Genomic DNA, 11596 nt, shown 5'->3' with positions numbered 1-11596 from the left:
CGCGGAGCCATCCTCCCCGGTGCGCCACTTTCCTTCGACATACTTGAGACAGCGACGCCGGTCGCCGCGGAGCCGGGCGGCGGGACGCGGTCGCCGGGTCCGGGGCGCCTTGGGCCATGGCTGTTCTTCATGTCGCCGTCGCGGCAGCGGGCCGGCGCGATGCGCCGCGCCGGCGGGCGCGCGGCGCTAGATGCAGCGGCCGCCGTCGACCTCCATCGCGACGCCGGTGACCATCGAGGCGGCGTCGGAGCAGAGGAAGGCCGCCACCTCGCCCATGTCCTGCGGGGTGGAGAAGCGGCCGAGCGGGATCGTCGCGCGGAACTTGTCCCGCATCTCCGGCGTGTCCTCGCCCATGAAGCTCGTCAGGAGCGGCGTCTCGCCCGCCACCGGGTTGAGCGCGTTGACGCGGATGCCGTGGGGGGCGAGTTCGATCGCCATGGCCTTGGTCGCGGTGATCATCCAGCCCTTCGAGGCGTTGTACCAGTTGAGCCGCGGCCGGGGCGAGACGCCGGCGGTCGAGGCCATGTTGAGGATCGCGCCCGCCCCGCGCGCCTTCATCCCCGGGATGAGCGCGCGGGCCGTCAGGTAGACGGACTTGCAGTTGACGGCGAAGACGCGGTCGAAGTCGTCCTCGCTCACCTCTTCCATGGGCGCGGGCAGGTGGGTGACGCCGGCGTTGTTGACGAGGATGTCGGGGGCGGCCCCGAAGGCCTCCGTGGCCTTTTCCGCCATCGCGGCGACGGAGGCCGCCTCGGCCACGTTCACCCGGCAGGGCAGCGCGCCCGCGCCCAGCTCGCCGGCGAGCGCCTCGGCCCCCTCGCCGTTCAGGTCGGCGATCATCACGCGCGCGCCCTCGGCGAGGAAGCTGCGCACGATCCCCGCGCCGAAGCCCGAGGCGCCCCCGGTGACGATGGCCGTCTTGCCGTCCAGTCGCATGATCTCTCCCGTTCCGGTCAGCCGTGCCGCGCGGCGACGGTCTTGAGGGTTGTGAAGCCGTAGAGCGCCTCGAAGCCCTTCTCGCGGCCGTGGCCCGAAAGCCCGGTGCCGCCGAAGGGAAGCTCCGCGCCGCCGCCGGCGCCGTAGTTGTTGAGGAACACCTGCCCCGAGCGCAGGCGCTGGGCGAGGCGCATCTGCCGCGCGCCGTCGCCGCTCCAGACCCCGGCGACGAGGCCGTAGGGCGTGCCGTTGGCGATGGCGACGGCCTCCTCCTCGTCGTCGAAGGGGATGAGCGCCTGCACGGGGCCGAAGATCTCCTCCTGCGCGAGGGGGTGCGCGGGGGGCACGGCATCGAAGAGCACCGGCGCCACGTAATGCCCGCCCGCCGGCGCGTTGGAGACCACGCGCCCCTCCGCCGCGCGGGACAGATCCGCGCCCTTTGCGAGGAAGCCCTCTATGATCCCTTTCTGCCGGGCGGAGATCACCGGGCCGAGCGCGCGGTCCTCGAGCGCCGGGCCCGCCTCGAGCGCGCGGTAGCGCTCGGCCATCCGCCCCGCTACCCGGTCGTAGAGCGACCGCTCCACGAGGATGCGGGAGGAGGCGGAGCAGGTCTGCCCCGCGTTCTGCACGCCCGCGCCGACGAGGAAGGGCAGCGCCGCCTCCACGTCCGCGTCGGCGAAGACGATCTGCGGGGACTTGCCGCCGAGTTCCAGCGTCACGGGCACCACGTTCTCGGCCGCGGCGGCCTGGATCGCGCGGCCGGTGGCGACGGAGCCGGTGAAGCTGACGTGGTCGACGCCCGGATGGCGGGAGAGCGCCGCGCCCGCCTCGGCCCCCGTGCCGGGCACGACGTTGAGCGCGCCCGCGGGCAGCCCCGCCTCGCGCGCCAGATCGGCGAAGGCGAGCGCGGTGAGGCAGGCCTCCTCGGCCGGTTTCAGTACGCAGGCGTTGCCGGCGGCGAGCGCCGCGCCGACCGAGCGGCCGATGATCTGCATCGGGTAGTTCCACGGCACGATATGCGCGGTCACGCCATGCGGCTCGCGCATCGTGTAGACGGTGTAGCCCTCGAGATAGGGGATGGTCGTGCCGTGCAGCTTGTCGGCGGCGCCGGCGTAGAACTCCATGTAGCGGGCGAGCGCCTTCGCGTCCGCGCGGGCCTGCGTCAGCGGTTTGCCCACGTCGAGGGACTCGAGGCGCGCGAGATCCTCGATCCGCTCCTCCACCAGCCGACCGAGCCGGGCGAGCAGGCGGCCGCGGTCGGCGGCGGTGGCCCGGCCCCAGTCGCCCGCCATCGCCGCGCGGGCCGCGCTCACGGCCGCGTCGATGTCCGCCGCGCCGCCCTTCGCGATGCGGGCCAGTTCGCTGCCGTCCGAGGGGTTCTCGAGCGTCAGCGTCTCGCCGGAGGCGGGCGGCACCCAGTCGCCCCCGATCAGGCAGCGGGCGGGGTCGAACCAGAGCGGCGGGGCGCTATCGAGGGCGGGCATGGGCGGTCTCCGGGGCTTGGCCGACCTCCGGCAGGCGGGGGGCGGCGTCGATCAGGCGTCGGGTATAGGGATGCGAGGGCGCGGAAAAGACCCGCTCGGTCTCGCCCGCCTCCACGATCTCTCCGGCCTTCATCACCAGCACCCGGTCGGTGACGCGGCGCACCACCGAGAGGTCGTGGCTGATGAAGAGGTAGGAGAGGCGATAGTCCTNCGCACCACCGAGAGGTCGTGGCTGATGAAGAGGTAGGAGAGGCGATAGTCCTCCGAGAGCCGCGCGATCAGGTCGAGGATCTGCGCGCGCACCGAGACGTCGAGCGCCGAGACCGCCTCGTCGAAGACGATGAGCGCCGGGCGGATGATGAGCGCGCGGGCGATGGCGATGCGCTGGCGCTGGCCGCCGGAGAACTCGTGCGGATACTTGCCCGCGTCCTCGGGCGAGAGGCCCACGGCGGTCAGCGCCTCGGCCACGGCCTGCGCGCGGTCGGCGCCCGTGGGCGGGGCGTCGAGCAGGTGGAAGGGCTCGGTGATCAGCCGCTCGACCCGGTGGCGGGGGTTGAAACTGCCGTAGGGGTCCTGAAAGACCACCTGCACCTTGCGCCGCACCTCGAGGTTGGGACGATGCCCGGTGAAGACCGGCGCGCCGTCGATCCGGATTTCGCCCGCCTGCACCTCTTCCAGCCCGAGGATGGCGCGGGTCAGCGTGGACTTGCCGCAGCCCGACTCGCCCACGAGGCCCAGCCGCTCGCCCCGGTGCAGGGTGAAGCTCACGTCGGCGACCGCGCGGTGATGCGCCCGCGGCGCGAAGAGGCCCGTTCGCGGCAGGGGGTAGTCGCGCACGACGCCGCGCACCTCCAGAAGCGGCACAGGCGCGCCGGGCACCTCGGGCAGGGCGACGCGGTGGTCCGAGGCCTCGAAGAGCATGCGTGTGTAGGGATGGCGCATCCCGGCGAAGAGGGCGCGCGTCTCGCCCGTCTCGACCACTTCGCCCGCGCGCATGACCACGATGCGGTCGGCCATGTCGCTGACCACGGCGAGGTCGTGAGTGATCATCATCAGCCCCATGCCGACCTCGTCCACCAGCTCGCGCAAGAGGCGCAGGATCTGCGCCTGCGTGGTCACGTCGAGCGCGGTGGTGGGCTCGTCCGCGATCAGGAGCTTCGGGCCGAGCGCGATCGCCATGGCGATCACCACCCGCTGGCGCTGTCCGCCCGAAAGCTCGTGCGGGTAGCGCGAGAGCGGGAAGCGGTCGGGCGGCAGGCCCACGCGGTCCAGCGTGGCGCGGGCGCGGGCCATGGCCTCGGCCCGGGGGACGCGCGCGTGCACGCGGATCGTCTCGGCCACCTGGTCGCCGATGGTCTGCACCGGGTTGAGCGCGGTCATCGGCTCCTGAAAGACCATCCCCGCCACGGCGCCGCGCAGCCGGCACATCTCGGCCTCGGAGGCGGTCAGGATCTCGTGCCCGTCGAGCGTGACGCGCCCCCGTGTCTCCGCCGCCCCGGGCAGGAGGCCCATCACCGTGAAGGCCGTCATCGACTTGCCCGAGCCGCTCTCGCCGGTGACGGCGACGATCTCGCCCGGCGCGATGGAGAGCGAGACGTCGTCGAGCACCGGCGCGCCGCCGATGGAGAGGCTCAGGCCCTCGATCCGCAGGAGGCTCATGTCCGCGCCTTTCGCACCTTGGGATCGAGCAGGTCGCGCAGCCCGTCGCCCATGAGGTTGAGCCCGAGCACCGTGAACACGATGGCGAGCCCGGGGATCAGCGCGACATGCGGCGCGAGGCTGACCATCGTCTGCGCCTCGGCCAGCATCCGCCCCCAGCTCGGCGTGGGCGGCTGCGCGCCGAGGCCGACGTAGGAGAGCCCCGCCTCCGCGAGGATACCCAGCGAGAACTGGATGGTGCCCTGCACGATCAGCAGGTTGGCGACGTTGGGCAGGATGTGCTCGGCGCTGATGCGGGCGGCGGACTTGCCGGCGACGCGGGCGGCGAGGATGAACTCCCGCTCCCAGAGGCTGAGCGCCGCGCCCCGCGTGAGCCGCGCGAAGACGGGGATGTTGAAGATGCCGATGGCGACGATGGCGTTGACGGCGGACGCCCCGAAGACGGCGGTGATCAGGATCGCGATCACCAGCGCCGGGAAGGCGAAGATCAGGTCGTTCGCCCGCATGATGACCTCGTCCAGCAGCCCGCCCCTGCGCGCCGCCGCGGCGAGGCCCAGCGGCACGCCGAGCGCCATGCCGATCCCCACCGCCAGCAGCGCCACCGCGATGGAGGTGCGCGCGCCCACCATGATCATCGACAGGATGTCGCGCCCGAAATGGTCGGTGCCCAGCGGATGCGCCCATGAGGGCGGCTGCAGGCGGGCGGGGATGTTCATCCCGTCCACCGGGTAGGGCGTCCAGAGGAAGGAAAGCGCCGCGGCCACGACGAAGACCGCCGAGAGCGCGAGCCCGATCCACAGGCTGCGCGGCAGCGGCCGGCGCCCCGACGCGGCGGGCGCTGCGGCCCGGTCCCGTTCGGCGAGGCTCATGTCCGGCGCCTCAGGCGCGGGTCGACCGCGGCATAGGCCAGATCGACGAGGAAATTGACCACGATCACCGCGAAGACCAGCAGCATCACGACCGATTCCACCACGATCAGGTCGCGCGCCGAGATCGACTGGAAGATCAGCCGCCCGAGCCCCGGCAGGTAGAATACCTGCTCGATGATGATCGCGCCGGCGAGCAGGAAGGCGAACTGCAGTCCGATGATCGTCAGCACCGGGATCAGCGCGTTCCTCACCCCGTGGCGCCAGAGCGCCTGCCGGCGGGTGAGACCCTTGGCGCGCGCGGTGCGCATGAAGTCCTCGCCCATGATCTCGATCAGCGAGGAGCGCATGACGCGGGCGAGGATCGCCGCCTGCGGCAGCGCCAGCGCGACGGCGGGCAGCGTCAGCGCCTTGAGCCCGGGCCAGAGCCCCGCCTCCCAGCCGGGAAAGCCGCCCGCGCCGAACCAGCCGAGCGTGATCGAGAAGAGCAGCACCAGCATCATCGCGAACCAGAAGTTCGGCACCGCGATGCCGAGCTGCGTCGCGCCCATCACGGCGAGATCGCCGGCCCTGCCGCGGCGCGCGGCGGCGTAGATGCCCGCCGGAAAGGCGAGCGCCGTGGAGAGCGCGAGCGCGCAAAGCGCGAGCGGGAGCGAGACCTGCAGCCGCTCCGCGATCATCTCCGCGACCGTGGTGCGGTAGGTGTAGGAGGTGCCGAAGTCGCCCGTCGCCATGCCGCCGACCCAGTCGAGATACCGCTGCCACTTGGGCACGTCGAGGCCCAGCTCGGCGCGCAGCGCGGCGACGGCCTCGGGCTCGGCGTTGATGCCGAGCATGAAGGCCGCCGGATCGCCCGGCGCCACCTCCACGACGAGGAAGATCACCAGCGACGCCACGGCGAGGCTGACGCCGAGCGAGATCAGGCGCTTGAGCGTGTAGCGCAGCATCGGCTCTCCCTCGCCCGCGGGGGGCGCTCATCGGCCCCGGGCGGGGCCTCTTCGCGCGGCGCGCCCGTCAGGGCCGCCGCGCGCGCCGGCGCGTCACTCCGCCCAGGAGACGCCGGTCAGGTCCACCGCCTGCGTCGGCGCGTTGGCCCAGAGCCCGCGCAGATCGGCCTTGGCCACCGTCGTCATCGCCAGCTGGAAGAGGTAGCCGTTGACGTAATCCTCGGCGATCATGCGCTGCGCGTCCTGCAGCATCTCGGTGCGCGCCGCCGCGTCGGTCGTCGCGTTCAGCTCTTCCATGAGCGCCTGAAACTCGGGGTTGTCGTACTGGAAGTAGTAGTCGGGCCGCGCGTAGATGCCGATGTCCATCGGCTCGGTGTGGCTCACGATGCTGAGGCCGTAGTTCTTGCTGGTGAAGACCTCCTCGAGCCACTGCGCCCACTCGAGGTTGGTGATCTCGGTCTCGATGCCGACCGCGCGGAGCTGCGCGGCGATGATCTCGCCACCGCGGCGCGCGTAGGAGGGCGGCGGCAGCTTGAGCGTGGTGGTGAAGCCGTCCGGATAGCCCGCGTCGGCCAGAAGCTCGCGCGCGAGATCGGGGTCGTGCGCCGACATGTCGGTGAGATCGACGTAGGCCGGGTGATGCGGCGCGAAATGCGTGCCGATCGGCGTGCCGTAGCCGAACATCGCCCCCTCGATCACCGCCTGCCGGTCGATGGCGTGGGCGATCGCCTTGCGCACCAGGGGCTCGTCGAGCGGCGGCTGGGCGTTGTTCGTCGACAGGATCGTCTCGCCCTCGGTCGAGCCGACGAGCACCTGAAAGCGCGGGTCGGCCTCGAACTGCGGCAGGTTCTCGGGCGCCGGGAAGGCGGAGAAGGCGTCGATGTCGCCGGCCATCATCGCCGAGAAGGCCGCCGTGGGATCGGAGATGAACTTGAAGGTCGCCGCCTCCAGCGCCGGCGCCTCGCCCCAGTAGTCGGCGTAGCGCGTGAGCTCGACGCGGTCGCCCTGCACCCAGTCCTCGAAGCGGAAGGGGCCGGTGCCGACGGGGCGGGACTTGATCTCGCCGATGCTCTCGGGCGCGACGATCACCGCGTCGCCCCAGGCCATGTTGAAGAGGAACATCCCGTCGGGCTGCGCCAGCGTCACGCGCACGGTGCGCGGGTCCACCGCCTCGACCGTGTCGATGGCCGCGAAGAGCTGCTTCTGCGCGTTGGTCGAATCCTCGGCGCGCGCGCGGTCGAGGCTGAACTTCACGTCCGCGGCGGTCATCGCCGTGCCGTCGTGGAAGGTCACCCCCTCGCGCAGGGTGAAGGTGTAGGTCAGCCCGTCCTCGGAAATCTCCCAGCTTTCGGCGAGCGCGGGCACCACCTCGCCGCTCTCGGTGAAGCGGGTCAGCCCCTCGAAGACGTTGGCGTAGAGCACGCTGTCGATGGCGCCCGCCGCGCCGCCCGTCGGGTCGAGGTGCGGCGGCTCGAGCTGCATCGCCACGGTCACGTCGCTGCGCTGCGCCCAGGCGGGCGCGAGCCCGGCGGCGAGCGCCAGCGCGCTCGCGGCGATCATGCGAAGGGGCTTGGTCATCGTGCTGTCTCCCTCATCCGATGCGCGCGGTCGGCATCTCTCCCGCGGCGGAGAGTGGCCGAAGCGCCCGAGGCTGTCCAGAGCGCCCCGTGTCGCGGTCTACCGGATCAGGAGGCGCGGCGCGGGGCCTAGCGGGACGGGGCCGAGGCGCAGCTGCCCCTCCGTGACGGCGAGCGGCAGGTCGAGCGTTTCGGGATCGCCCGAGAGCCCCGCGGCGAGGGCGAGCGCCTCCTCCAGCGTCTCGGTGACCCCCGGGGGCAGCGGCGCGGCCGTCTCGGCGAGGCGCAGGATCGCGCGCCAGTTCTCCGCGCGCAGGTCGATCCGCCCCTCCGGCACGCCCGCCGCGTCCACCTCGAGCCGCCCCTGCGCACTCAGGCGCAGATCGCCCCAGCGCGCCTCGGCGGTGTCGATCTCGATGAGCTCCGGCTGCGGGCGCCGCCCGGCCACGGCCGCCGCGTCCCACGGCGCGTCGAAGGTCACCGTCGCGTCGAGGCGCACCGCCTCGAGCGTCTGCGGCAGCCGCTCCGGCGCGCCCGGCGGCGCCAGCCCGTCGAGCGACAGCCCGAGGCGGTAGCGCGCCGCGCTGGCCGCCGTGATCTCGGCCGCCGCGTTGAGCCCCGCGAGCGCCCAGGCGCCGCCCGTCTCCGGCACGACGCGCACCCCCTCCGCGACGAACGTGGCGCGGTCGAGCGCGCGGGGGGCGCCGGAGCGCAGCACGAGGCTCGCGCGCATGCGCTCGCTCTCGACGGTCACGCGGCGCTCGGGCGTGGCGAGGGTCTGCGGCCCCGACCACGCCGCGATGACGTGGTTCGGGCGGTAGCTCAGCCGCAGCATCTGAAAAAGCGGCGCCCGCCACGCGAGGCCGCTTTCGGGATCGGCGAGCGCGACGTCGGTGAAGGTGCTGTCCAGCCGGTTCGGAAAGCCGCGCACCGCCAGATCGGCATAAGTGGCCTGCCAGCCGTCGGCGCGGCGCGCGGCGAACCAGTCCTCCTGCGCCTGCCGGAGCTGCCACGCGGCGACGGCCCAGTAGCCGGACCACGCGAGCGCCGCCGCCACGATCAGGATCAACAGCCGCGTCATGCTCCGCCTCTTTGCACCCCCGCGCCGGGCGTGTTTAACCCCGCCCCGGGGAAAGGACCAGCCGTGACGCTCTGGGTGTTCGGATACGGATCGCTTTTGTGGAACCCGGGCTTCCCGGTGGCCGGGCGCGCGCTCGCGCGGTTGCCGGGCTGGCACCGGAGCTTCTGCATGCGCTCGGTCACCCACCGCGGCACGCCGGAGCGGCCGGGCCTCGTCCTCGCGCTGGACGCCGCCGAGGGCGCGGTCTGCAACGGTGTCGCGCTCGCCGCCGAGGCGGGGACGGAGGCGGAGACGCTCGCCTACCTCCGCGAGCGCGAACTCGTCACCTCGGCCTACGTCGAGCGCATGCTGCCGCTCGATCTCGCCGACGGGCGGCGGGTCGAGGCGGTGACCTACGTCATCGACCCCGCGCACGAGCAGTACTGCGGCGCGCTCTCGCTCGAGGCGCAGGCCCGCATCATCGCCCGCGCCACCGGCGGGCGGGGGCCGAACGACGAATACCTGCACAACACGGCGGCACATCTCGCCGAGCTCGGCCTCGGCGACCCGGATCTGGAGTGGCTCTCGGCGCGGGTGCGCGCGCTGACGCCCTAGCCGCTTGGCTTGATGCGCGCGGACGGATAGGGTCGCGCATGAAACAAGGTCGGAACCCACGCGCCCATGGCCAAGCCGGACCTCGAGACGGCCCCGCATTTCTCGCAGCCCGTCCGACAGATCCTCTTCATGCTGATCGTGCTGGCGCTGACGGGCGCCGGCGCGGTGCTGGCCGCGCCGCGCGTGATGCCGGTCTTCCTCGCCAATCCGTGGCTCAACGGGTTCATCGGCGTCGTCTTCGTGATCGGCGTGCTCGCCTGTTTCGCGCAGGTGGTGCAGCTCATCGCCTCGGTGCGCTGGATCGAGGCCTTCGCCGAGGGCCGCGCCGGCAGCGAGGGCGACCGCGCGCCGCGCCTTCTGGCGCCGCTGGCCACGCTGCTGCGCTCGCGCGGGCGGGGGCGGCAGATCTCGGCCACCTCGACGCGCTCGATCCTCGACAGCGTGGCGACGCGGCTGGACGAGGCGCGCGAGATCACGCGCTACATCATCAACATGCTGATCTTCCTCGGCCTGCTCGGCACCTTCTACGGGCTCGCCACGACGGTGCCGGCGGTGGTGGACACGATCCGCGGCCTCGCCCCGCAGGAGGGCGAGCCGAGCGTCGCGGTGTTCAACCGGCTGATGACCGGCCTCGAGGGGCAGCTCGGCGGCATGGGCGTGGCCTTCGCCTCCTCGCTCCTCGGGCTCGCCGGGTCGCTCGTCGTGGGGCTGCTGGAGCTCTTCGCGGGGCACGGGCAGAACCGCTTCTACCGCGAACTGGAGGAATGGCTCTCCTCGATCACCCGCCTCGGCTTCTCCTCCGACGGCGAGGGCGAGGTGGACGAGGAGGCGGTCGTCGCCGTCATCGACCACATGGCCGAGCAGATGGAGATGCTGCAGACCATGTTCGCCGAGTCCGACGAGAGCCGCGCGACCGTGGACGCCAAGCTCTCGCAGCTCACGGACTCCATCGAGCGCATGACCGAGCGGATCGAGGCCTCGAGCCCCTCGACCGCCGCGCTCGTGCGCGTGGCGGAGGGGCAGGAACAGCTCGCCCATGTGCTGCAGACGCAGGCCACCGCCGAGGATGGCGGCTTCGACTCCGAAAGCCGGATGCGCCTGCGCTCCATCGACGTGCAGATGCTGCGCCTCCTCGAGGAGATGTCGGCCGGCCGTCAGGAGAGCATGGCCGAACTGCGCACCGAGATCGCGGCGCTCACCCGCGCGGTCGAGCAGCTCGGCGCGCGTGCGCCCGCCGCGGGGGCCGCGCCGCGCGCGGCGGCGCCGTCGCCCCGGGCCCGGCGCGAGGTCAAGGGCGGGGAGGGCTAGGCCATGCCGCTCGCGCGGCGCAACGGCCAGCGCTTCCAGGCCTCGATCTGGCCCGGCTTCGTGGACGCGATGACAGGCCTGCTGCTCGTCCTGATCTTCGTGCTGACGATCTTCATGGTGGTGCAATACGTCCTCACCGAGGAGATCAGCGGCCAGGAAAGCGAACTCGACCAGCTCTCGCAGGAGGTGGGCACGCTCTCGCGGGCGCTGGGGCTCGCCGAGGCGCGCAACGCCGACCTCGAGGCGCGGGTGGGCGAGCTCACCGCCACGCTCGAGGCCTCGGAGGAGGAGAGCGCCGAGCAGGCCGCGCTGATCGCCACGCTGCGCGACCGGGCGGAGACGCAGGCCGAGGCGCTGGAAGGCGCGCGCGCCCGCATCGCGAGTTTCGAGGCGCAGGTCGCGAGCCTGCTTGCCGAGCGCGAGGACGACCGCGCGCGCATCGCGGGGCTTGAGGACACGCGCGACGAACTCGCCTCCGAGCGCGACGCGCTGGAGACCGCGCTCGCCTCCGCCCGCGACGAGATCGACGCACAGGCCGAGGCCGCGCGCCTCGCCGCCGCGCGCCGCGAGGCGCTGGAGGCGCTCGTCGCCGACCTGCGCGCCGAGGCGGAGGAGGGCGAGGCGGCCCGCCTCGCTTTGGAAGGCCGCGTCTCCGAGTTGCAGGAGGCGCTCAGCGCCGAGGAGGAGGCCCGCCTCGCCGAGGCCGCCGCGGCCGAGGCGCTGCGCGCGCGGCTGGAGGACTCGCAGGCCGAACTCACCGCCATGCGCCTCGCCCTCGAGGAGGAGCGCCGGCGCGCCGAGGAGACGCTGACGCTGCTCGCCGCCGCCGAGCGGGCCGAGGAGGACCTCAACGCGAAGCTCGCCGCCGCGCTTCTCGCGCAGGAGGGGCTCGAGGCCGACCTCGCCGCCGCCACCCGCGCGCGCGAGGCGGCGCGGGCCGAGGCCGCGGCGACCGAGCAGGAGCTCGCCGCGCTCCGGGCCGAGGCCGAGGAGCTGCGCGCCGGGGAAGAGACCGCCCGGCGCACGGCCGAGCGCCGCGCGGCCGAGGCGGAGGCGCTGCGCGCCGACCTGGCCGAGGCCCGGTCGGCCGCCGAGGACCGCGCGGGGCGCATCGCCTCGCTCGAGGAGCGCCTCGCCGCCGCGC

General features: G+C 73.2%; 8 protein-coding genes and 2 pseudogenes. 3 read left to right on the top strand and 7 right to left on the bottom strand.

Annotation, left to right across the window (positions count from 1 at the left end; genetic code table 11):
- Positions 1–186 precede the first annotated feature (186 nt).
- From DRV84_RS14175 to DRV84_RS14140, 7 genes and pseudogenes are all read right to left on the bottom strand, one after another.
- Complete coding sequence (locus DRV84_RS14175) at positions 187–936, bottom strand: glucose 1-dehydrogenase (RefSeq protein WP_115981863.1); 750 nt, start codon at positions 934–936, stop codon at positions 187–189.
- A gap of 17 nt (positions 937–953) precedes the next feature.
- The gene (locus DRV84_RS14170) at positions 954–2420 is read right to left on the bottom strand and encodes an aldehyde dehydrogenase family protein (protein WP_115981862.1); all 1467 of its coding nucleotides are present in this window, start codon (positions 2418–2420) and stop codon (positions 954–956) included.
- Positions 2404–4079: pseudogene (locus DRV84_RS14160) on the bottom strand (ABC transporter ATP-binding protein). The gene DRV84_RS14170 and the pseudogene DRV84_RS14160 overlap by 17 nt, the downstream one beginning before the upstream one ends.
- A complete protein-coding gene (locus tag DRV84_RS14155; protein WP_115981865.1) occupies positions 4076–4891 on the bottom strand; it encodes an ABC transporter permease in 816 nt (271 codons plus the stop codon). Before DRV84_RS14155 ends, DRV84_RS14160 begins: the two are co-directional and overlap by 4 nt.
- Before the next feature lie 53 nt (positions 4892–4944).
- Positions 4945–5892: an ABC transporter permease gene (locus tag DRV84_RS14150; protein WP_115981856.1), complete on the bottom strand. Its 948-nt coding sequence runs from the start codon at positions 5890–5892 to the stop codon at positions 4945–4947.
- A 93-nt stretch (positions 5893–5985) separates the two neighbouring features.
- Positions 5986–7470 carry an ABC transporter substrate-binding protein gene (locus tag DRV84_RS14145; RefSeq protein WP_115981854.1) on the bottom strand — a complete coding sequence of 495 codons (1485 nt, stop codon included), beginning with the start codon at positions 7468–7470 and terminating at the stop codon, positions 5986–5988.
- Positions 7471–7569: 99 nt separating this feature from the next.
- The gene (locus tag DRV84_RS14140; protein ID WP_115981852.1) at positions 7570–8550 is read right to left on the bottom strand and encodes a DUF2125 domain-containing protein; all 981 of its coding nucleotides are present in this window, start codon (positions 8548–8550) and stop codon (positions 7570–7572) included.
- Positions 8551–8613: 63 nt separating this feature from the next.
- On the opposite strand from DRV84_RS14140, the gene DRV84_RS14135 reads away from it, so the two are divergent.
- The 3 genes and pseudogenes from DRV84_RS14135 to DRV84_RS14125 all read left to right on the top strand — a co-directional run.
- Positions 8614–9144 carry a gamma-glutamylcyclotransferase gene (locus tag DRV84_RS14135; protein ID WP_115981850.1) on the top strand — a complete coding sequence of 177 codons (531 nt, stop codon included), beginning with the start codon at positions 8614–8616 and terminating at the stop codon, positions 9142–9144.
- Between the two features lie 66 nt (positions 9145–9210).
- Positions 9211–10452, top strand: coding sequence for a biopolymer transporter ExbB (locus DRV84_RS14130; RefSeq protein ID WP_115981848.1), 1242 nt, complete (start codon positions 9211–9213; stop codon positions 10450–10452).
- Between the two features lie 3 nt (positions 10453–10455).
- Positions 10456–11596: pseudogene (locus tag DRV84_RS14125) on the top strand (peptidoglycan -binding protein); the annotation flags it as partial.

This window comes from Rhodosalinus sediminis, from assembly GCF_003385555.1.
GTDB classification, from domain to species: domain Bacteria; phylum Pseudomonadota; class Alphaproteobacteria; order Rhodobacterales; family Rhodobacteraceae; genus Rhodosalinus; species Rhodosalinus sediminis.
This window is presented reverse-complemented; position numbering and strand designations above follow the sequence as displayed.

Excerpts from the sequence above, each read along its gene's own strand:
- DRV84_RS14130 (WP_115981848.1), top strand. The coding sequence starts at position 9,211 with ATGGCCAAGCCGGACCTCGAGACGGCCCCGCATTTCTCGCAGCCCGTC.
- DRV84_RS14175 (WP_115981863.1), bottom strand. The coding sequence starts at position 936 with ATGCGACTGGACGGCAAGACGGCCATCGTCACCGGGGGCGCCTCGGGC.
- DRV84_RS14145 (WP_115981854.1), bottom strand. The coding sequence starts at position 7,470 with ATGACCAAGCCCCTTCGCATGATCGCCGCGAGCGCGCTGGCGCTCGCC.
- DRV84_RS14150 (WP_115981856.1), bottom strand. The coding sequence starts at position 5,892 with ATGCTGCGCTACACGCTCAAGCGCCTGATCTCGCTCGGCGTCAGCCTC.
- DRV84_RS14170 (WP_115981862.1), bottom strand. The coding sequence starts at position 2,420 with ATGCCCGCCCTCGATAGCGCCCCGCCGCTCTGGTTCGACCCCGCCCGC.
- DRV84_RS14140 (WP_115981852.1), bottom strand. The coding sequence starts at position 8,550 with ATGACGCGGCTGTTGATCCTGATCGTGGCGGCGGCGCTCGCGTGGTCC.